This window comes from Paenibacillus sp. An7, assembly GCF_009870785.1.
In the GTDB taxonomy this organism is placed as follows: domain Bacteria; phylum Bacillota; class Bacilli; order Paenibacillales; family Paenibacillaceae; genus Paenibacillus.
Genome location: NZ_WTWX01000002.1, coordinates 436,681 through 457,576, shown reverse-complemented (window position 1 = coordinate 457,576; position 20,896 = coordinate 436,681). Strand labels below are relative to the sequence as shown.

Annotated in this window: 19 protein-coding genes; 8 read left to right on the top strand and 11 right to left on the bottom strand. The window is 43.5% G+C overall.

Going from position 1 to position 20,896, the window contains the following annotated elements; translation table 11 throughout:
- Positions 1–540 (top strand): helical membrane plugin domain-containing protein, encoded by a 540-nt coding sequence (locus GQY27_RS05130; protein ID WP_160032439.1) that lies wholly within the window; start codon positions 1–3, stop codon positions 538–540.
- Positions 541–1,090: 550 nt separating this feature from the next.
- Positions 1,091–2,005 carry a hypothetical protein gene (locus GQY27_RS05125; RefSeq protein ID WP_160032438.1) on the top strand — a complete coding sequence of 305 codons (915 nt, stop codon included), beginning with the start codon at positions 1,091–1,093 and terminating at the stop codon, positions 2,003–2,005.
- A gap of 135 nt (positions 2,006–2,140) precedes the next feature.
- On the opposite strand, the gene GQY27_RS05120 is transcribed toward GQY27_RS05125, so the two are convergent.
- Positions 2,141–4,165 (bottom strand): S9 family peptidase, encoded by a 2,025-nt coding sequence (locus GQY27_RS05120; RefSeq protein WP_160032437.1) that lies wholly within the window; start codon positions 4,163–4,165, stop codon positions 2,141–2,143.
- Between the two features lie 264 nt (positions 4,166–4,429).
- On the opposite strand from GQY27_RS05120, the gene GQY27_RS05115 reads away from it, so the two are divergent.
- Positions 4,430–4,696, top strand: a complete 267-nt coding sequence (locus GQY27_RS05115; protein WP_160032436.1) for a hypothetical protein — start codon at positions 4,430–4,432, stop codon at positions 4,694–4,696.
- A 402-nt stretch (positions 4,697–5,098) separates the two neighbouring features.
- Here the strand turns inward: GQY27_RS05115 and GQY27_RS05110 are convergent, their stop codons facing one another.
- Complete coding sequence (locus tag GQY27_RS05110) at positions 5,099–6,235, bottom strand: LLM class flavin-dependent oxidoreductase (RefSeq protein WP_160032435.1); 1,137 nt, start codon at positions 6,233–6,235, stop codon at positions 5,099–5,101.
- A 224-nt stretch (positions 6,236–6,459) separates the two neighbouring features.
- Here GQY27_RS05110 and GQY27_RS05105 point away from each other — a divergent pair, with 224 nt between their 5' ends.
- A complete protein-coding gene (locus GQY27_RS05105; protein ID WP_201450682.1) occupies positions 6,460–7,341 on the top strand; it encodes a helix-turn-helix transcriptional regulator in 882 nt (293 codons plus the stop codon).
- A gap of 107 nt (positions 7,342–7,448) precedes the next feature.
- On the opposite strand, the gene GQY27_RS05100 is transcribed toward GQY27_RS05105, so the two are convergent.
- The 5 genes from GQY27_RS05100 to GQY27_RS05080 all read right to left on the bottom strand — a co-directional run bounded on the left by GQY27_RS05100 (position 7,449) and on the right by GQY27_RS05080 (position 12,973).
- Positions 7,449–8,264, bottom strand: coding sequence for a carbohydrate ABC transporter permease (locus GQY27_RS05100; RefSeq protein WP_160032433.1), 816 nt, complete (start codon positions 8,262–8,264; stop codon positions 7,449–7,451).
- A gap of 18 nt (positions 8,265–8,282) precedes the next feature.
- Positions 8,283–9,155 (bottom strand): carbohydrate ABC transporter permease, encoded by an 873-nt coding sequence (locus GQY27_RS05095; protein WP_160032432.1) that lies wholly within the window; start codon positions 9,153–9,155, stop codon positions 8,283–8,285.
- A gap of 2 nt (positions 9,156–9,157) precedes the next feature.
- Positions 9,158–10,408, bottom strand: coding sequence for an ABC transporter substrate-binding protein (locus GQY27_RS05090; RefSeq protein ID WP_160032431.1), 1,251 nt, complete (start codon positions 10,406–10,408; stop codon positions 9,158–9,160).
- A 329-nt stretch (positions 10,409–10,737) separates the two neighbouring features.
- On the bottom strand, positions 10,738–11,730 hold the full coding sequence (locus tag GQY27_RS05085; protein ID WP_160032430.1) for an EAL domain-containing protein: 993 nt from the start codon (positions 11,728–11,730) through the stop codon (positions 10,738–10,740).
- 322 nt (positions 11,731–12,052) lie between these two features.
- Positions 12,053–12,973, bottom strand: coding sequence for an AEC family transporter (locus GQY27_RS05080; RefSeq protein WP_160032429.1), 921 nt, complete (start codon positions 12,971–12,973; stop codon positions 12,053–12,055).
- 208 nt (positions 12,974–13,181) lie between these two features.
- Between GQY27_RS05080 and GQY27_RS05075 the strand changes: the two genes are divergently transcribed.
- Positions 13,182–13,694, top strand: a complete 513-nt coding sequence (locus tag GQY27_RS05075; protein WP_160032428.1) for a mismatch-specific DNA-glycosylase — start codon at positions 13,182–13,184, stop codon at positions 13,692–13,694.
- A gap of 230 nt (positions 13,695–13,924) precedes the next feature.
- Here the strand turns inward: GQY27_RS05075 and GQY27_RS05070 are convergent, their stop codons facing one another.
- Positions 13,925–14,365 (bottom strand): hypothetical protein, encoded by a 441-nt coding sequence (locus GQY27_RS05070; RefSeq protein WP_160032427.1) that lies wholly within the window; start codon positions 14,363–14,365, stop codon positions 13,925–13,927.
- Between the two features lie 149 nt (positions 14,366–14,514).
- On the opposite strand from GQY27_RS05070, the gene GQY27_RS05065 reads away from it, so the two are divergent.
- On the top strand, positions 14,515–15,396 hold the full coding sequence (locus GQY27_RS05065) for a helix-turn-helix domain-containing protein (RefSeq protein ID WP_160032426.1): 882 nt from the start codon (positions 14,515–14,517) through the stop codon (positions 15,394–15,396).
- A 118-nt stretch (positions 15,397–15,514) separates the two neighbouring features.
- Entirely contained in the window at positions 15,515–16,795 is a 1,281-nt protein-coding gene (locus tag GQY27_RS05060) for a glycoside hydrolase family 27 protein (RefSeq protein ID WP_160032425.1), read from the top strand.
- An 89-nt stretch (positions 16,796–16,884) separates the two neighbouring features.
- Here the strand turns inward: GQY27_RS05060 and GQY27_RS05055 are convergent, their stop codons facing one another.
- The 3 genes from GQY27_RS05055 to GQY27_RS05045 are packed head-to-tail and all read right to left on the bottom strand — an operon-like array spanning position 16,885 to position 19,737.
- Positions 16,885–17,766 (bottom strand): sugar phosphate isomerase/epimerase family protein, encoded by an 882-nt coding sequence (locus GQY27_RS05055; RefSeq protein WP_201450681.1) that lies wholly within the window; start codon positions 17,764–17,766, stop codon positions 16,885–16,887.
- A 52-nt stretch (positions 17,767–17,818) separates the two neighbouring features.
- Positions 17,819–18,676 carry a sugar phosphate isomerase/epimerase family protein gene (locus tag GQY27_RS05050; RefSeq protein ID WP_160032424.1) on the bottom strand — a complete coding sequence of 286 codons (858 nt, stop codon included), beginning with the start codon at positions 18,674–18,676 and terminating at the stop codon, positions 17,819–17,821.
- Positions 18,673–19,737: a Gfo/Idh/MocA family protein gene (locus tag GQY27_RS05045; RefSeq protein WP_160032423.1), complete on the bottom strand. Its 1,065-nt coding sequence runs from the start codon at positions 19,735–19,737 to the stop codon at positions 18,673–18,675. The genes GQY27_RS05050 and GQY27_RS05045 overlap by 4 nt, the downstream gene beginning before the upstream one ends.
- Before the next feature lie 183 nt (positions 19,738–19,920).
- Here GQY27_RS05045 and GQY27_RS05040 point away from each other — a divergent pair, with 183 nt between their 5' ends.
- Positions 19,921–20,799, top strand: a complete 879-nt coding sequence (locus tag GQY27_RS05040) for an AraC family transcriptional regulator (RefSeq protein ID WP_160032422.1) — start codon at positions 19,921–19,923, stop codon at positions 20,797–20,799.
- Positions 20,800–20,896 lie beyond the last annotated feature (97 nt).

Genomic DNA, 20,896 nt, shown 5'->3' with positions numbered 1-20,896 from the left:
ATGGCAAGCCCAATTACACAGATTAACCGTCAATGCCCGACGGAAGAAGAGCTAAGGGAGCTAGACTTGGAGCGCTTGGCTGAAGGTGCGGCTAAAAGTAATCCGGGACTGCTCATGTTCATGGATATTATTCAGGAAATGTATGAGGCGGGTTATCTGGAAATCGTCCAAGGGATGGTGAAAAACCGCGAAAATGTTATGCCTCATGTATTTGAATTCATGAAAGTGTCTGGCATGCCAGTCGTGCTGAAAAATGCGGTAACAGGGTTTCAGTTTCTTAGTATGCTGGAGCCACATAAAGTGCAGCGTACGATGAACGCGGTCAGCCAGGGATTAAACAAAGCGCTCGATACGGATAAGGAGTTGGAACAAAAAGGATTTTTCGATCTTCTCCATATGATGAAGGATCCTGATGTCATTCGTTCCGCTACGATCATGCTGAACTTCCTCAAGAGCATGGGAGAGCAGCTTGGAAAGCCCCCGCAGAAAGTGAATCGTGAAATGAACAGCGACAAGCAGGACGTGACGAACGAAGTTTGATACATGATCGATTGTTAATCAATTGAACCGGTGGAATGTGTAATGACCTTCGTATCAGCCCCCAGAAGCCCAGCTCAGTGTTTACATAGAGCTGGGCTTTTTTTGCGACTTCATTGAGATACCCACGAAGGGTTGCACACCTCTCCCCTGCCAAAGGTGCGTGAATCGGTCGGAGGAGCAGCACATTCGCCTTTAAAATCGGAAAAGCATTCGATACAAAAAGAAAGACGAGGAGGGATGATCCTTACCTCGTTAAGGTCACTTTTAATAATGGAGATGTCATCATTTGGTCGCTGGATGATTTCCCTGAAGGAGTACAGTAAAAAGAAACATTGAAATAGCATTGAAATCGAAAATAGAAAAATAGTTAAAAAAGGGTTAAACAGAGCTAGATTAGCTTGACGGTTAGAGAGAGAATACAGTATATATAAAGAGACAAAGAAAATTATACAGGAACGGCATATATGGGAAGAACCCGTAAGAGAAGGCGAATCAGCCTCTTCTTGCGGGTTTTTTTGCGTTTATGTTGATCCGGAAAAGAGGTAATCAAGTGACAAAAGAAAAGGTATCCAGCAGGCAGAAGGAACAAGTGAGTAGTCTCTTGGAGCGAAATAGCAACAACACGAGGGACAGAAAAAGCAGGTTATTATCGATTTGTAAAAAAGGAGTGATCTCCTTGTTCGCTGGAATTTTGCTCATGACGATGACGGTGATGCCGTCTGTAGAAGCAGCCGGTTTTGAACTGTCCATTACCGGTAAGAAGATGCTCACGCAGACAAAAACTTCGTCAACGACTTCGATCGCCCAGGCTTTGGCGAAGCAAGAAGCCAATCTTGTCAGTCTTCAGCAAAAAGACACTTCGCTTTCACAGCAGACCTCAGCCCTCTATTATGAGAACAAAGAAGCGGAAGCTAGACTGCGTACTCGGTTAAAGCAGCATCAGGCAGACAAAATCGCGACACTTAATCAAGATGTGACCAGCACCAAAAAACGATATGAACCGCTGTTTACCCTATACTCTTCACTCACCAAAGAGCTGGCACTTGCTCGAAAAATAAAAAACAAGGAACTGACTGCTGCTGTAAAAGCACAAGTAGATACGACGAAAGTAGCGGTTACCTTGGCAAAAGAAGATATTCGAAGAAAACAGGACAAGCTCACCGCAGCAAAGAAAACCCGTGATGAAGCGGTCAAAAAGGTGAAAAACTCACTCGCTCAACAAGACCCCGTAAAAGTACAGATCAAATCGACGAAAAGCAATATGAGTGCAGCCAAAAAACGATTTACCGCAGAAATGAAAAACTTTAATGTCATTGTGAAGAAGAAAGAAGGCGCAGAAGTACTCGCCTCCCTAACGAAGCTGGCAACCATTGCGGGGGAGATTGTTGCTCAGAAAGAGAGCATCATCAGCCTGGAAACGAAGGTCAAACAAATTATTGCAGGGGCAGGCAAACAGTTGATTTAGGGGACTTACAATGCACGATGCACTTCTATAAAAGGAAAACAGCCAAAACAAATTTTGTTCTGGCTGTATTTTCGTTTATTTGGTTAAAAGAGGGGATGATTCCTAACGATTAAATAATTCATTTATTAATATAGTCTATAGATCTTTATGCTCATCAAACCAGCGGACAATATGATTCAGGCGTTTTACCCGAAGACTAGGATGGCCGCCGCGCGATAAGTCATGGTTTGCTTTAGGAAAACGAATAAACTGCGTTTTCTTGCCCAAACGTTTCAAGGCATTAAACAGCTGCTCTGCTTGTTCAATCGGGCAACGAAGATCCTCCTCACCGTGTAAAATAAGGAGCGGCGTCTCTATTTTATGAACATATGCTAACGGAGAGTGTTTCCATAGCACTTCCGTATTGTCCCATACATTTCCGCCAATTTGATCTTCCGTGAAGAAGAAACCAATGTCACTTACCCCATAGAATGAAATCCAGTTGGAGATGGAACGCTGCGTTACCGCTGCCTTAAAGCGATTCGTATGACCAACAATCCAGTTTGTCATAAAACCGCCGTAACTTCCACCTGTAACGAGCAGTCTTTCTTCATCAATATAATCATAATGTGCTACCGCATAATCGGTGAATTCCATTAAATCTTGATAGTCTCTTCCTCCATAATCGCCTCGTACACTGCTCACGAATTCTTGGCTATATCCATGCCCGCCGCGCGGATTGGTGTAGATTACCGCATATCCTCTTGCCACGAGCAACTGAAATTCATGTAAAAAGGTGTATCCATACATGGCATGCGGCCCACCATGAATTTCAAGCACGGTCGGGATTTTGTCTCCTCTTTTCGTGCCTGCCGGTTTCATAATCCATCCTTGAAGTAAGGCGCCATCCGAAGCTTCGATTTGGAACTCTTCAGGAGTCGCAATGATCAGCTCGTTTAGTAATTCTTCATTATGCTGTGTAAGCCGGTTCTCTTGACCTGTCTCGGGATCGAGTTCATATAAATCGCCAGGGTGAGTGAGGTCTGCTGCTGCGAGGACGAAATGACCACCCTTCAACAATTGGAATTGATAGATATCTCGCTTACCGTGAGATACCCATTCATATCCTTCCCCGTTTACAGCAATCTTTGCAAGATGAACACCGCCTTCTTGTGTAACAAGAGCATAAAGGTAATGACCATCCTCACTAAATACTGGACCATTAGATCGAATACCGGAACGCATATCAGATACCATGGAGTTTGTTAGCTGGATATCGTACGATTTGGTTAGCGGTTTCCAAGCTGCATCTTCATCTAAAGATCGGATGTACAGTCCAGCATGAGTAGCATTGAGGTGGGAATGATCACTCCCAAACACGGCTAAAGAGTGTCCATCCGGAGAGAAACAAACCGAATAAATGGTTGTACTTGACGATGTGTATTTGCGGCGATTTTCTCCGCTATTGGTTATGACATAGACGTCGTTCATTAGACTGAGATCGAGATCATCTTGGCTATGTTCTTCCGCTATACTTGAAGTGAATGCAATCTGACTTCCATCCGGTGACCAGCAAAAATCGCCAATATCGTAATCACCCATTGTTAGCTGAGTTGCTTCCATATTTCCAAGTGTATGTACAAACAAGTGAGATCTGCGGCCATTCCAACGTCCCCCGCCGTCTGCTTTGTATCGCAAGCGATCTATAATTTCTTCTTCCAGCGGTTTAAGAGGGGAGGATTTTGATGTATTACTAACATCTTGTTCTATAGAAGACTCTTCTTTCGCGGAAGGAACTTGGCTGCGATACAGCAGCTGCGTACTGTCCGGTGACCATTGATATCCACTGACCCCATGTTTCGCCGAGGTAACAACCTGCGCTTCTCCTCCATTTACAGCGATTGTCCAAATTTGACGTTGCCCTTCTTTGTTACGTAAAAAGGCCAGCTTGCTGCCATCAGGGGACCATAGAGGATTGCTGTCTTGTTCTCCGCTAGTAAAAGGGATATCTACGTGGCTGTTTCGTTCAAGTATACGGATATGAGAGTGATAACCATCTCGGTCCGGATTGACCTTTTTAGATACATAAGCAATACGTTTACCATTTGGGGATACAGATGGATCACAGGTCCAGACTAGGCGGTACAGATCTTCGGCAGTAATGACACGTTTTTCACTCATGCATTCGTCCTCCATTTACTTATGTAAGTTTCTCTACAGGGGGGGCTGTGACAATTTAAAAAAAGCATAAACATTATATTTCCATATAAATGGATATCATCCTATTTTATACTAGTCACTTCTTACTTCACAACTTTACATATAGAGGAATGCGTATTGGTAGAGACGATTTGTAGAGTTTTATTATATCTATTTAATAAATACCATAAAATGTAAATTGATATATTACACCACATGCGAAGACAGGTTGGGGCGGGCAGATGAGTGATGTGGGCTGTGCTTGGTTTGTATGACTATAAGGGAGCAAGAGTACTCTCACACAGCGGAAGGGATACAGGTTTTCGTTCAAACTTTCTTTTGTTGCCAGATACGAGATCTGCGGTAATTCTAATGTGTAATGCTGATCACGTAGGGTTACAGGTACTGAATAGAACGCTGATAGATATCGTACTTGGAGAAGAACCGGAGGATCTTCCTTATGCCATCGCAAGACCACTTGCGGAATTGATGGTTCATCAAGCGGTAGATTAGGCAGTGGCCGCTTATGAGCGGATGATATTAATGCGCAGTCCCGATTCTCTTCTTATTATAGAAGGGGAATTTGAAGCGATCGCAGAGGAGTTTATAGAGGTACATAGAGAACAAGAAGCAATTCAGTGGAAGAATGTGTGTACAAAGGTTTTTTCGTAAAAGAGAACGAGGATAAATCATTATAAAAAGCGTCTCCTAACCTAACAGGTGGAAGACGCTTTTTACTATGAAATGCTCAAGCTTTTTTATTAGCTGCAGTGAGTAAGAATATACCTGTAATTAAGGCTAGTACAATGGCGGGAACGAGACTGTACAGAAGTTCTTGCTTTTGAAACTCATAATACAAGAAACCATTGAATATGAGCGTACCTACACATAGAATACATATCCATTTTAAAAAAATTAAATCGTTACGCTAATCGCACGCTCCGCAAGTTTCCTTTTCACCACAGGCATCAGCAGTTCCCCTGTAATCTCTGCCTCTTCCAGATGAGGATATCCCGACAGAATGAAGGAACTTACACCTGCATCAACAAACTCGATCAGACGGTCAGACACTTGTTCAGGTGTACCTACGAAAGCGACCGCTCCGCCGCCACGTACCGCTGATAATCCGGACCAGAGATTTGGCCCGATGATATAGTCTTGATCCTTCGATTGTTCATACAAATCCATTTGGCGTTTTTGATTGGTAGCGTCTGTTTTGGCATGCAGTTTTTCTTGATTCTTTAATTGATCCGGTTCTACTTTACTAAGGATGTTCCATGCTGCTTTCCAAGCCTCTTCTTCCGTTTCCCGGACAACAACTTGAGCACGAATACCGTAGCGGAGTGTGCGAGAAATACCCGTTCTTTCTTTCAGATCTTTAAGATGCTGCTCCATCTCCGCAATCTGCTCCTGAATCCATTCGAGAGGTTCGCCCCACATCAGATACACGTCTGCACTTTCAGCAGCCACCTTTTTTCCGGCAACGGAACTTCCGCCAAAGTACAGAGGAGGATGCGGATCTTGGAGAGAAGCTGGCTTACTTACGCCGCCCTCGACTTGATAATGTTGCCCTTCATAATTAAATCCACTGCCTGAACCGTCTTCACCCCAAACCCCTTTAACTACATCTAAAAATTCTTTCGTGCGCTCATATCGTTCATCATGACTACCGTGCAGCGGATCTCCCGTGGCTTTAAGATCAGCCGGATAATGCCCAGTGACCACGTTAATGAGAGTTCTGCCCCCCGACATTTGATCTAGCGTAGATGCCATACGTGCAGCAAGTACCGGAGAGATAAGCCCAGGTCTCATTGCAATGAGTGGTTTCAGTTTTGTCGTATGTGCCGCCACCCAAGAACCTACAATCCAGCCATCCCAGCAATCGCCGCCAGCGGGAATAAGGGTGAACTCATAACCTGCTTTCTCTGCTGCCTTTGCAACCTGAATAAAATATTCTTGGGACGGCTCTCTTTCGAGCGCTGTTCCAATATATCTGCCATCTCCATTCGTAGGAATAAACCAACCAAACTCTACAGATTTTGTTTCACTCATGATTATAATCTCCTCTGTTTGAAATTGATGATCTCTATGGGATTTTGATTTTTTTAAAAGGAACACTTTTCTTTTGTAGATTTCATACGTATGATGAATTTAAGATAATGACAACTAAGTAGGTAGGAATAGTATAATAATGATATTAACAATGATTTACAGTAGAAACCATAGCAATAGAAGGGGAGTTAGATTTATCATTTTGTGGTATGGGGAGGGATATTATGTTTCGAAATATGAAGGAAGATTATCATGAATTTTTGGAAATCCATTTCTTTAATCCCTCGGTTTATGAGAAGGCAGGCGCTGCGTGGCCTATTCGTCTTGGAGCCAATGAGGCTAAGCCGGCATATCATATCGGTCCGCGTGTCACACCTTACTACTATTTAATGATGGTACTGGATGGAGAAGGTACATTTATTCAGAATGGGGCCATGTATCCACTTCATCCTGGCGATCTTTTTTGCTTGTTTCCACAAGTAACACATGAATATTACACATCTGAATCGAGTACGCTGCGCAAAATATTCTTTGCTTTTGACGGTAAGCAGGCCTTGTCGCTTCTAGAGAGAATAGGGCTGAGTCCTGCAAGACCTCACCGAAGCAAAAGTGTGAGGGAAGAAACCGTGCACGTGATGAAAGAATGGTTTCAATCCTGTTACAGCGAACAAAAAGACTACTCAGATCTAGAGCGGCTTACGTTTTTATTGCGAGTATTTGCTACTTTAGCGGTGCCTAGGTCAGCTACTCAGGAAATTATTCGAGAACCCTCTTGGGTACAAAAAGGAAAAGAATATCTTGAAATCCACTACGCCGGAGGCATCACGATCAAAAGTGTAGCTGATTATGTGGGCGTAGAACGTACACACTTTACGAAAACATTTCATAAAACCTATGGCATTTCGCCAATGAAATATATGCAACAGCTGCGGATGAATGAAGCAGAATCCTTGTTAATCCATACCTCTTATAAGCTCGGAGAGATTGCTCAATCCGTGGGTTATCCTGATCTGTTTTCCTTCTCAAAAGCGTTCAAGAACTATGCAGGCATTTCTCCTGCACGGTACCGTGAGCAAGCAGAGCAAGGCTGTGCCGATTCAGATTAGGTAAGTAACGAATACAAAGTAATAAATGGAGATTAGATACACACAAGGACAAGCGACAGATCGGTTTCTTAGCTTGTCCTTTTGTGTATTTGTGTGTATTTATTTTATTATCCTTTTAATGAGCCCGCAGTTATTCCCGATATGAAGAAACGCTGCAAGAACAAGAACATAAACAGCATAGGCAGTGAGATGATCACTACGCCTGTGAGCAGTCCCGGATAATTGGTGGAATACTCTCCTTGGAACTGAAGGAGTGCCAGCGGGAGCGTCATTTTTGATTTGTCTGTTATGAGCAGCAGCGGGAACAGCAGGTCATTCCATACAGATACGAATAAAAAAGTAGCCGTTGCAGCGAGGTAAGGTACAGACAGCGGGATGGCGATCTGCATATACATTCTTCCTTCACCTGCCCCATCGATACTGGCAGATTCAAACACTTCTCTTGGCAGAGATTTCATGAACCCGCTAATCATAAACACGGACAATGGCATGAGCAGCGAGATCGTGACAAGAATAAGTCCTGTCCGGCTATTCGTAAGTCCAATATCTCTGAGAAAAGAGTAAATCGGAATCATATTCACTTGAGAAGGAACCATGAGACCTACCACAAATAGAACCAGGATCGCTTTTGCAATTTTATTTGACAGACGGTACAGTCCGAAGGAAATCAAGCTGGCTAAGATGAGCAGCAAAAGTACTGTTGTAAATGAAACGATGATACTGTTGCTGAAATAGGCAATCATTGGCTGGTCAACAAACAGATTACGGTAGTTTTCTAGCGAGAAGGAGGAAGGCAGGCCAAGTGGATTCATATAGAACTGCTGCTGGTTTTTCATCGTTGCCGTAGCAACCATCAAAAGTGGAAGCAAAATAATGATTGCATACAAAAGAAGAAGCAACTTACCAAGTATGCGTGAGACCATAAAGAATTCCTCCTTTCGTTAGTTTGGTAATTTGTCGGACCTGAGTGCCTTGAATTGCACGAAAGTGACTAGCGCAATAATAGCTAAGAAATAAATAGAAGCAGCTGAAGCATGTCCGAAATTGTAATTTTGGAATGCTGCTGAATAGATATAGGTTGACAAAATTTCAGTAGAGTAAGAAGGTCCGCCGCGAGTCATGACATAGATCAAGTCAAATGCCTTAAAGGATTGGATTGTCGTATAGGCAATGACCAGCGTAGCGGCAGGTGCGAGCAAAGGCCAAGTTACAAATCGGAATATCTGCCAGCGGTTTCCCCCGTCCAACCTCGCAGCTTCATTCAATTCTTCAGGTATCCCGTGCAGACCGGCAACAAACAAAATAATCATCTGCCCAATATGTGCCCACGCCTGAATCCCTGCGACAGAATAAATCGCGATGGACGGGTCCCCCAGCCAGTTATTAGATAGAAAAGATAAACCAACCTGATTCAGCACGGCATTCAGCAAACCTGAATTAGGATCATACAGATAAGTTCCTATGAAACCAACCGCTGCTGATGATAGAATAGTTGGGAAAAAATAAAGAGCCCGTAGTCCAATGTTCACCTTCGTATTGCGAACTAACAATAGAGCAAGTACAAGGGAAACCAAGGTCTGAACAATAACGACACTAAACATAAACTTGAGATTATTCCCCAGTGCTTTGTGAAAAATCGTGTTCTCCGCTACATTCACATAGTTTCGAAGACCAACAAAGTTCAGAGTTTCAGACATCCCGTCCCAATCCGTGAAGGAATAATACAGCCCCTTTAAGGTGGGGTAGATAAAAAAAGTGAGATACAGAAGCAGACCGGGAACGAAAAACCAATAGATCGATTTACGTACGCCCATAATTACTGATTTAGCTGCTGATCCACGATAACCTGTGCATTTTGAGCAGCTTTCTCCGGTGATGTACCTGAAATTACTTCCTGAATCGAGCTTGTTACGGCTTTTTGAATCTCAATACTCTTGATGAGATAACGCGGCTGGAAGCGGGTGTTTTTCGTGCTCCAGTCACTAATCGCTTGTAGAGCAGGTGCTGTATATTCAATGTCTTTTACAGGAACATCTTGCTCTGTTTCATTGGCTACCTTGCTTGCAACCTCTGTGCTGCTAAGATAGGCAAGAAACTTCTTCGCTTCTTCCGGGTGCTTAGACTTACTGTTAACTCCTAGCATAAAGGTTGTTGTATGAATGCCTTCATATTTGGCTTCGGAAGAAGCTACCGTGATTGGTGCAAGCAGGTTTAGACTAAGGTCTGGGTTTCCAGCCAGTATGGCTGACATGGAATAAGATCCTGTAGCCAGCATGGCTGCTTTTTCCTGAACAAAGAGAGCAATCGCCCCATCGGTGTTCGTACCGAGCGCTCCGTCCTGGAAGTAACCTTTGTCATTCAGTTCCTTGAACTGAGCTAGCGTTTTCACCCACCATTCATCCGTGAGTTTTGCATCCCCAGCTTCTAGCTTGGCGAAAATCTCCTCGTCCGGTGCATTGTTCATCATCATCGGGTTCATAAACTGTCCAGGTCCGATATCGGCGCCTGGGAAAGCGAGAGGGATGATCCCTTCACTTTTTAGCTTTTCACATAGAGCAAGGAATCCCTCCCAGTCATCAGGGGGAGTCAGTCCGTATTTCTCAAACAAACCTACGTTATATACGGGAATGTTATAGATCAGATTGTAAGGAAGAGCATATTGCTTATCTTCTTTAGCGCCAGATTTAATGAGATCTGGTTTATAGTTGTCCACAAAAGATTCACCTGTAAGGTCGGTATAAATTCCTGCTTTCGCCAAGGATTCAAACTGTGCACCAGGGAAAGAGGCAAATACATCACCAACCGATCCATCCATTAGCTTCGCTTGAGCAGTAGTCTGGTATTGTTCCGAAGGAAACGTCTGCATGGATACTTTAATCCCAGGATTGTCGGTTTCAAAATTACTAATAATTTCATTCCATACTTTTGCATCACTATTCCAGTGAATGAAGCTAATTTTCACTTGATCTCCCGAGGAAGAAGCATTATTTCCTCCTCCACATGCACTGAGGGCAAGGGAGAATACAAGTGTGAGCATTGCCAGAGCAGAACGTTTTTTCTTTTTCATAAATATAAAACCCTCCTTATAATGTAGAGCTTCTATTTCATTAAAAAGTAGAGCAGACATTTTTTAGAGTTTATCCTGAACGGGTTCAGAGAATCTAATAAAGCCCACTATTTATGTTGGGATAGTATGTGTTTGCATCATACCATCTTGAGTAAGGTTCATCCATGTAAATTCGTGTTGTTTAACGTATATCATTTTGTGGTTTTCAAGGACTTTTATCACATATTGAAGGAGGTCGTCGGAGAAGATTCTTTTCGTTGTAGAACAATACGTAAAAACCCATATCCAATATTCTGGAACATGGGCTCGTCAGGATTTAATAGGAGAAATTATAAAACAAAGGTATGGACAGGTGCAGGTCGTCCGAATAAGTATCCCTGGAATAATTGAAATCCCTGGTCACGTAACCATACATAATCTTCTTCTTCCTCAATACCTTCGGCAAGTGGAACTGAATCTACTTGTAATGCTGCCTCAAGCATCGTCTGTGCTACTTTTTGTTTATTTTCGTCTCCAGCAACCCCTTGCACATATTTTTTATCCAGTTTCATATAGTGCGGTTTAATCTCCTGAAGAAGCTCGATGGTGCTGTATCCTTCACCTACATCATCCAGGGCATATTTAAACCCGCGTTTTTTATAAAAGCCGAGAATATTCTTCAGATGTTCCAAGTCATCTACTTTTTCGGTCTCAACGACTTCAAAAACAAATTTGGAGGGAGAGACACCGATTTCTTCTGCCGTCTGAATAGTAGATGTTAAACAATGCTCAGGAGAATAGATTGACGTTGGAATAAAATTAATAAAAATATTTCCAGACAAGCCGGCTGATGCACGTACGGCTTCCATTCGGCATAAACGATCCAGCGCATATAGACGTCCCCGAGTTTTTGCTGCTTCAAACACTTCAAAAGGAGACAAAAGATTCCCGTCTTCGTGAATAAAACGAGCAAGCATTTCGTAAGCCATGATGGATCCTTCTTTGTTAACAATTGGCTGGGCATAACAGGTGATTCGCTTTTGCATAATGATATCATCTACCCACTGCAGGGATTGCATCATAGACCAGTCACGAAAAGGCTGCCATTTCTCCTCAAAGATACGGAACTTGATATGATCCAAATGCATATGATCCTGAAAAAAATCATTCAGGCTGATTACGTCCGATTCGGGAACGAACAGTGTATCAGAAGTGTAACGCGTGATCGAGGATTCGGCTAAAAGATGAGGGATAATATCTTTTATGACGGCAAGATTGTGTTCTCCGGTCATATTTATTTCGTAGATCAGTTCCGTAGGGGAACAATTCGAGCAAGAAAACATGGGATAAAGTCACATCCTCATCATAGGTTCAGTGTCGTATTCATTTCATACTAATGCTTTCATTTCAACATAACATAGTTTAATTCCTGTTAGTACAAAAAAGTACGATCTCAGGGAATAGGGGGGATTCGATAGATGTAAGAGATTAAGGAGGATGGGTATATTATTTTTCTGATGATAGATCGGCGACTTAGCAACACTTAGATGCGGTGCCGGACTTCTTTTACAAAAAATCCCCTTCCCATTAAAAGGTATTAAACGGGAAGGGGATTTTTTGTATTTTACATGCCAATCACTTGGAACAAACGAGCTTGCAAAGCGATTAAAAAGTACGAGCAATGGCAATGAGCCCAATCAGCGTTACAACATTAAACAGGGTAGAGATGAGAACGGTTTGAGCAGCGAAGTCAGGTTCATTCCGGTACTCTTCTGCCAGGATAGAAGCATTAACGCCAGTCGGCATACCCGAAGCAATGATTAGAGCCTGTGCTGTCATTCCTTCCAGACCGAGAAGATATACAAGTGCAATGCCGATCACAGGAGCAATTAACAAACGAATGAACATACTGACATATACGGTGACCCGTCCTAGTCTAAGCGGATATTTCATAATCTGTGCTCCAAGAGTCAACAGTGCAACAGCAACCATAGACTGCTGAGCGTAAGTTAACGGCATCGACAGAAAAGTAGGGAGCGGTGCATCCAGTGTATTCCATAGAATACCGAGCAGCAGAGCATAAGGGACAGGCATTTTGAGGAACCCGACAACAAGACTGCGGTAGTTTCCTTTTAGCTGCGCCCCTTGGATCGAAAGCACCCCATATGTAAACGTCAGCAAGCTCTGCATCGACATAATAAAAGCCTGAATTGAAGCGGCAAGCGGATCGCCTTTGAATACGAGTGCACTAATCGGCATTCCGTAATTTCCTGCATTGTCCAGCATAATACTGTTGTTAAAAGCAGCTTTCATTCCTTTGTTGAACTTGAATGATTTCGCCACAATGCAGCCGATTAAATAGAGAATAAGGGAGTACATTGCATAAAAAAGGGCTATTGTTCCAAGCAGTTCACCGGACATCTCCGATAGATACATACTCATAAACACGGCAGCCGGAGTAATAAAGTAAAAGTTAATTTTGGCGAGTGTATATAGATCGAGTTCAAACACACGCTGCATTAATGAGCCTACACCAATCAGTACAAAGACGGGCAGGACAACTTCAAGCAAGATGTCTAGAATCATGAGTTTGGTCAGCTTCTTTCTATAAATTGAGTCACATTTTCTGTTTTTTTCAGAAACACTTGTTACATTATAGCATCATGGAAGTAACGTGGGACTGAAAATGAACACTTTTCGTAAGTTAAATCACCGTTATCTTTAGATAACCTTGGGTAATCTATTTATAACACTTGTTTTTAAGCAAGACTCAAATAAAGGAGCAGGAGATCAGATGGAACCCATATCCGATCATCTGGAGCATGGGCTTCAGATTATATTTATCGGCTTTAATCCGAGCATTAAGTCAGGTGAGACCGGACATCATTATGCCAATCCGAGAAATAACTTTTACCGAATCTTGCATCAATCGGGACTGACCCCGCGTCTGTATGAGGCACAAGAAGATCAGGATTTGCTGAAGCTCGGTTATGGTTTTACAAATATCGTGGCAAGACCGACTGTAGGCATCGATGATATTACGAAGGAAGAGTACGCAGAAGGTCGGGAGATTTTAAAGCAGAAGCTGGAGAAGTATCGCCCTGAAGTGGCTTGTTTTGTAGGTAAAGGCGTATATACACAATACACGAAAAGAACCAAAGTCAATTGGGAGTTTCAGCTAGAGCCTTTTCTAGCCGGAATGCATGAATTTGTAGCTCCTTCTTCGAGTGGTCTTGTGCGCATGCCGATGAAACAGATTATCGAGATTTACCGAGAGTTGAGTCTATTCTTGCATGATGATACATAAGGTTCTGAATGGGGTGAAACATAGCAACCAAAAACAGGAGATGCAGACACATAGTTTAATTGTTTCACAGAACCATATACAATTTATTGTTGGTAATCATGAAGAAGAAGGATTCGAAATCTACGAGCAAACCAGCAAAATAGGCTAGTCATTACGTAGGATTTGCAAACGACCAATGAATGAAATTGATCGTTTGAACCATCTATTACGATCCTACGTCTCTCCTTATTTTATTTGGATATGATCTCATCAAGGATGTGTACAATTTCCTCAAAGTTGTATACATCCTTATTTACTTTCCAAGTATCTGTATCTTTCACCATCGTTATATCTCCATGTAAATCGATATGTTCATTTCCAAAAGTGAGTGTTCCTGTATAACTTAATTCGATCTCATGATCTGTTTGATTTTTCTTGGTTAGTTCTAAGTCATTCATCTCAACATTACTTTGTTTGTAATTCGCGATAAGAAATCCATTTTGATATGTACGAGTGATTACATTTTGATCATAGAATACAGTGGTCGTCAGTGGTTTAACGGCCTCTTGTTTCGCTTGAATATCCTCCATTAATATCTCTTCGTTCGGTCCCGGTTGATCTGCTTTATACTCAATCGTTTTGTATTCTTTTGCTACTTTTATCGCTTCGTCTAAATCTCCATCATTTGCCATATTAGAAATGAAATGGAGCGATTGCCTCGGAGGATCTTTGAACCTCTTTTGCTTGAAGTGGATTTTCATAGCTAGATCAAAGATTACGTCATATGATTAGTACATACTATTATCACCGCTAGAGCATCTTCGTTAGAAGGAGGATATTTATGAACATTCCCAAAGGTACCTATGGTTTTCGGTTCGCCGAAGATAAGGAGCTTCAGCTGTGCGTGTTATTTGCTGCCGGTTATGATTCGATCAACGATCCTTCTTATCATTGGGATGGACTGAAGCGGACCGATGGGCCTCTCCTGCTGTTCCAGTATACGATTAGCGGCGAAGGGGTATATGAGTCGGAGAATCAAACTCACCATATCACCGCTGGACAAGCTTTTCTTGCTGAAATTCCAGGGCCTCACCGCTATTACTATCACCCGAAATCAAAAGAGCCTTGGGATTTTCTATTCTTGCTATTCCGGCCTACTCTGATCTTACCCCACTGGCGTAAATTTCTGGGAGAAGCGGGGGAGACTCCTTATCTGCCTATGGATTGTGCACCTGTTCGAATATTACAAATGATCGTGGCGGATGCGGCAGCGGGAAGAATTACCGATCCCTTGATCGCATCGTCTTGCGTCTATCAGTTCATGACGGAACTTGCCAGACTGCAGGTAACAACTTTGCGGAACAGGGACAACTGGACTGAAAATGTAAGGCATGCAGCTGCATTTATTGAAGCGAATTATTCACAGATGATCAGTATCGATCAGCTGTCCGAATATGTCTCTCTATCCAAATATCATTTGATCCGCCGATTTTCGGCCAGTACGGGCCTGACGCCAGGTGCTTATCTGACGCGTGTTCGTACGGAGAAAGCAATGGAGCTGCTTCGGGGAACTGACCTTAGCATAGAGGCGATTGCCGAGCGGATTGGCTACTCCAGCGGAAGTTATTTCATTAAAGCATTTCGCAGTATGGCAGGCCTTACACCCGGAGAATTTCGAAGTGGGGCCGACTGTCTTGCTTATCGCAAATTGTTTTTTGACTGACCGCAATATTTTACTATTCGGCTTTCAAGATTACTGTAGATATTACGAATCTCCTTTACTATGCTAAACATAGCAAGAGGTATAAGAGCAATATTAAACAGTAAAGGAGCTTTTGAAAATGGATCATAAGCTTGCAGCGCCTACGCCGCCGCTTGGCTGGAACAGTTGGGATTGCTACGGTGCAGCCGTAACAGAAGACGAAATTCGGGGCAATGCGGAATACATGGCAAAGCATCTCAAAGCATACGGATGGAGCTACATTACCGTCGACATTCAGTGGTACGAGCCTCATGCGAACTCCTCACAATACCGGCCGTTTGTTCCCCTTGTAATGGATGAATATTCCCGGCTCATGCCTGCTGAGAACCGCTTTCCTTCCGCGGCAGATGGACAAGGATTTAAACCGTTAGCCGATTATGTACACAGCCTTGGGCTTAAATTTGGTATACATATTATGCGCGGCATACCTCGGCAAGCGGCCCATGCGGGCACTTCCATTCTTGGTACGACGGCGACCGCACGCGATATTGCGCATACGAATTCGATCTGTCCATGGAATACGGATATGTATGGCGTGGATGCGTCGAAGGAAGGGGCACAGGCTTATTACAATTCTCTCTTTGAATTGTACGCAGAATGGGGTGTTGACTTGGTAAAAGTGGATGATATTGCAGCTTCCAGACTGTATGACACCCATCAGCCGGAGATCGCTATGATCGCAAAAGCGATCGAGAACTGCGGTCGACCTATGGTGTTAAGCCTATCTCCTGGGCCTGCTCCGGTAGAATATGCGGAGTTTTTCACTTCGCATGCGAACATGTGGCGTGTCACAGATGACTTTTGGGATCAGTGGCCGCTCCTTTTGGATATGTTTGATCGGTGCAGGGCATGGCAGGGCATACCCGAGGCAGGTTCCTGGCCTGACTGCGACATGCTGCCGCTCGGTCACATCGGCATTCGCTCGGTGGATGGCGGGGGTGCGGACCGCTGGACCCGGTTTACACGTGATGAACAGCTAACCATGATGTCGCTTTGGAGCATTTTCCGCTCGCCGCTCATCTTTGGGGGCGAATTACGAGACTGCGATGACTGGACGCTGTCGCTGCTTACGAACCGTGAGGTTCTGCGCATGCACCAGGAGAGCCGCGGAGCGAAAGAAGCCTTACGTCAAGGAGATCTCATCGTTTGGACGGCCGAAGATACCGAAGGACCTCACTACGCAGCCATATTCAATATCGGTGAGAGCCAGCTTTCAGTAGACTTGGATATTGAGCAAATTGGCCTCGGAGGCAGCACTGCTGGAAATGAACTGTGGAGTGGTGCACCAGCTGAACTTACGGAAGGAGTACTTCAGGCTACTGTGCCGCCACATGGGGTACGACTCTATCGGTTCTATTAAGAGTGTTAATAAAGAATATTAATAAAGAGATCTACCCATCATGGACAGATCTCTTTATTATATCTACAACGCCTTCCATGATTCCTGTTTTACTCCCCGCGATACTTTTTAATAAACTGAACGGCTTTCCGAATATCTTCTTCCGGTGAAACACCGACTTCTCGCTCAATTGTGAGGTAACCATTATATCCGATCTCTTGGAGTGCAGCAAAGTACGCATCAAAATCTACTTGGCCTTCACCTAGCGGAACTTCCAAGAAAGAGGCACCGGAAGAAGCCATCTCCGCAATTTTTTCATGCGTCATACCTTCATATCCAAGGTAACCATAAACCTCTTTGGGATCGATGGTTCTTATTTGTATGCCGTCTTTCACATGGGTGTGGACGATGTAATCTTTCAGGAGCCTCACGCCTTGCACCGGATCATCACCGGTTACCATGACCATATTCGCCGGGTCAAAATTAACGGATACGCCGTTTGTACTGAGTGTATCTAAGAAGTCTTTGAGATGAGCAGAGCGCTCAGGTCCCGTCTCAATGGCAAAGTAGGCGTTCATACTCTTCGCATAGACCCCAAGTTCCTCACAGGCAGATTGCATTGCAGCGTAGATGGGACCGTTCACATCATCAGGAACAATACCAATATGTGTGGTGACTATATTCGTTCCCAGTTCTACAGCGAGATCAAGAATGCGTTTAGACTTTTCGATTTTTTCCGGATTAACCGCTGCATCTTGAAATCCATGACCACCAAGATCACCGCAGAGAGCCGATATTTCAAGTCCGAGATCTGCAATATAGCTTTTCAGTTCTTTCCGTGCGGCAGTTGATAGATTCTCGGGGGACATCTCGCCGGATACAGCATAGATTTGTACGCCTTCTGCACCAACTTCTTTTGACTTCCTCAGCCCCTCTCGAAGACCCGCTTGGAAACTGTCAGAGATAACCCCGATTTTATTAGGTAAGGACAAGATTATACCTCCTTATTCACTGTGTGATGGTAGTTTGCAGAAATACATTACCCTAAGCTTCATCCCAAAATCTTCTCACGTTGCTTAGACCATTACGAGCGCCGAACGTGCAGTCTTCAAGACCTTCGAACTCAAGACTTATATAACCGTCATAACCAGAAGATTTGATAACTCGAATGATGTCGCGCAGTGGAATGTCACCTTGACCCGCCACTGCTCCGCGCAGATAGTTACCAGCAGTGGATCTAAAAAATCCTTCGCCTGGATTCTCCCCGGCAGGGCGAACATAGAAATCTTTAATATGCACAATGGATGCATAAGGAAGGTTATTCTTCACACCAGCAAGCGGCGGCTCATCTGCACATAGGAAGTTACCTACATCGAGTGTCGTTTTGAAGTTGGGCATATTCACTGCATGAATCAGAGCCTGAACCCGGTCACTGTGCTGAATGAAATAGCCGTGATTCTCTACACTCGTGGTAATGCCATACGTGGCAGCGTATTCTGCAATCTCCCGGCAAGCGTCAGCAAGCCGGTCTATATTTGCATTAAAATTGGCGATAGATACATCGGGAGAGGAAGCTACATCATGACGCATCAGCTTCACGCCGAGCCTGTTTGCAATATCGACCTCTTTTTTTACACGTGCAATTTCTTGCTGGTAGGCTTCTTCGCTGTCTACAAGAAAATTAGCTCCGATCGCATAATTGGATATTTCAAGACCGCGCTCTGCAGCTTTTGTTACAATTAGATCAATCAGCTCAGGCTGTTCTGTCAGGGTATAACCAAGCGGTACAATTTCTATATGCTCTCCGCCATGATCAGCTGTAAAATCAATGACATCTGCAATTGTCATCGTTCCTTTGTTCAGCGCTTGATACAAGCTGTAAGAACTAAGTCCAAGTTTCATAGGTATACTTCCTTTCCTGTGCTTGCGGATTCATAAATACCACGAAGAATTTTCATGACTTCTACGCCGTCTTCCACAGGGCTGATGGGCTGTTTACCCGTCTGTACACATTCTACAAAATGGTCGATCTCTGCTTGGAATGCTTTTTCAAATTGGAATCCTTTGCTGTCGGTTTGCGGACTGATGTTGATGATTGTGTCATGCTTCTCGGTAACAATAACAACTTCGGGATCAATCTCGAATCCGCCTTTTTCTCCGTACAATTTTACTGAACCTTCATTTTCCTTTGCGTGAAGAGTGAAACTCACATCGATCATCAGGGTAGCGCCGTTCTCAAAACGAATGAGTGCATTTGCTAAATCTTCTACATCATTATCTTGCTGATCCGGGTTATAGTCGGCTGCTTTATAGGAAGAAAGATTTTTGACATTAGAGCGATCTCCAAGCTTACGATAGGTATTACCTGTAACCGATTTTACTTTTGGTCTGCCCATCATATACCAGCAGAGGTCAATCACGTGGACACCGATATCAATGAGCGGGCCGCCGCCGGAACGTCTTGAATCCGAGAACCAGCCGCCTGGGTTGCCGAGTCTGCGAATGTAAGATGCTTTGGCATAATAGATTTCACCAAATTCTCCATTATCGATAAAAGAGCGAAGCATCTGTGCATTCGGATCATAACGGCGAACGAAACCGACCTGCAGAATCTTACCCGATTCTTGTACTGCTTGTTGAATCTTATAAGCTTCTTCTACGGTACGGCAAAGCGGTTTCTCCACCAGCACGTGCTTACCTGCTTTTAAAGCTGCAATGGCGATCTCCGCATGAGTATCATTCCATGTACAAATACTGACAGCATCGATTTCTTCATTAGCAAGCAGTTCATTGTAATCACTATAGGCATGTGGTGCTTCGTATTTGTCAGCGGTTTGTTTGGCTCTTTCGGCATTCATATCGCATACCGCATGAAGAACCGTATTCGGATTGTTTTTGTAAGGTGTTAGATGATATTGCGAGATGCTCCCAGCACCAATTACACCAATTTTAAGAGTTGTCATATGTAAATTTGTGCTCCCTTCAATTTCTAGAATAGGATATACTAGACAACAGAGGTGTAAGGATTATCCCCTTTGTTTTCTATCATCTAGAATTACCTTTATTGTAGGGAGACCCTGCGGGGAAAGCCATGTAGAGCGTTGCTGATTATTTGAACAAATGTGCGATGAGTGGAGGAATGGCCCATGCATAGAGACGCTGCTTTACGGGAACCGATGGATATGCCTGATCCGCAGTTTCCACTGAAGCTTCATTATTGTGAGTCAACCGAAAAAGGGCAAATCTTATTTCATCCTCATTTTCATGAACATATGGAAATTTTATATTTTGCAAAAGGCGAAGCCATTATTGAATGCAATTCGGAGCAAACTCGGGTCAAAGAAGGGGACCTGATCGTCCTCAATAGTAATGACCTGCACCACGGAATCAATGTATCGGGCCACGTACTGTATAATGCGCTCATCACGGATCTGTCTCTATTACAAAGCCCATCGCCGGATGCAGTGGGGACGAAGTTCATTACTCCGATGACCCAAAATAATGTCATGTTCAAAAACCACATTCCAGATGATTCGGAACTTCGCACCGCATTTGAACAAATTCTTCAAGAATTCCAGAGGAAAGAACTTGGATATGAAATGGCCATTAAATCGAGTATGTACCGGATGCTGACGATATTGTTCCGCAGACATATTGTAGAGCACATGCCGAGTGCTGAGTATAATAGCCGCACCAAAAATTTAACGAGATTTGCTCCCATTTTTAAATATATCGAGGAACATTATCTGGAGGAACTATCGGTGGAGCTGCTGGCTCATAAGGCAGGGTTATCCCGTTTTCATTTCAGCCGCTTATTTAGTGAACTGACGAACAAGACAGTGACCGAGTATATCAATCAGTTCCGTATCAATAAGTCGGAATATCTGCTTCGCAATACAGAAATGACCATATCAGAGGTGGCCCTTGCCTCAGGGTACAATGATATTTCTTACTTCAGCCGTACGTTTAAAAAATATAAACAAGTACCGCCTTCTTTCATCCGAACCCCCATCAAAAGCGAATAATGGAAGCATATGGTGGTATGAAAGTTCGGGAATAACCGTGATTTTTTTGTGAAATAGTTGACTTCTTTTGTTATATTTAATATTCTTGTTATTGTCC

Bases quoted from the DNA above. Each gene is read 5' to 3' on its own strand.
- GQY27_RS05130 (WP_160032439.1), top strand. From the start codon at position 1: ATGGCAAGCCCAATTACACAGATTAACCGTCAATGCCCGACGGAAGAA.
- GQY27_RS05120 (WP_160032437.1), bottom strand. From the start codon at position 4,165: ATGAGTGAAAAACGTGTCATTACTGCCGAAGATCTGTACCGCCTAGTC.
- GQY27_RS05110 (WP_160032435.1), bottom strand. From the start codon at position 6,235: ATGAGTGAAACAAAATCTGTAGAGTTTGGTTGGTTTATTCCTACGAAT.
- GQY27_RS05105 (WP_201450682.1), top strand. From the start codon at position 6,460: ATGTTTCGAAATATGAAGGAAGATTATCATGAATTTTTGGAAATCCAT.
- GQY27_RS05100 (WP_160032433.1), bottom strand. From the start codon at position 8,264: ATGGTCTCACGCATACTTGGTAAGTTGCTTCTTCTTTTGTATGCAATC.
- GQY27_RS05095 (WP_160032432.1), bottom strand. From the start codon at position 9,155: ATGGGCGTACGTAAATCGATCTATTGGTTTTTCGTTCCCGGTCTGCTT.
- GQY27_RS05090 (WP_160032431.1), bottom strand. From the start codon at position 10,408: ATGAAAAAGAAAAAACGTTCTGCTCTGGCAATGCTCACACTTGTATTC.
- GQY27_RS05085 (WP_160032430.1), bottom strand. From the start codon at position 11,730: ATGTTTTCTTGCTCGAATTGTTCCCCTACGGAACTGATCTACGAAATA.
- GQY27_RS05080 (WP_160032429.1), bottom strand. From the start codon at position 12,973: ATGATTCTAGACATCTTGCTTGAAGTTGTCCTGCCCGTCTTTGTACTG.
- GQY27_RS05075 (WP_160032428.1), top strand. From the start codon at position 13,182: ATGGAACCCATATCCGATCATCTGGAGCATGGGCTTCAGATTATATTT.
- GQY27_RS05070 (WP_160032427.1), bottom strand. From the start codon at position 14,365: ATGGCAAATGATGGAGATTTAGACGAAGCGATAAAAGTAGCAAAAGAA.
- GQY27_RS05065 (WP_160032426.1), top strand. From the start codon at position 14,515: ATGAACATTCCCAAAGGTACCTATGGTTTTCGGTTCGCCGAAGATAAG.
- GQY27_RS05060 (WP_160032425.1), top strand. From the start codon at position 15,515: ATGGATCATAAGCTTGCAGCGCCTACGCCGCCGCTTGGCTGGAACAGT.
- GQY27_RS05050 (WP_160032424.1), bottom strand. From the start codon at position 18,676: ATGAAACTTGGACTTAGTTCTTACAGCTTGTATCAAGCGCTGAACAAA.
- GQY27_RS05045 (WP_160032423.1), bottom strand. From the start codon at position 19,737: ATGACAACTCTTAAAATTGGTGTAATTGGTGCTGGGAGCATCTCGCAA.
- GQY27_RS05040 (WP_160032422.1), top strand. From the start codon at position 19,921: ATGCATAGAGACGCTGCTTTACGGGAACCGATGGATATGCCTGATCCG.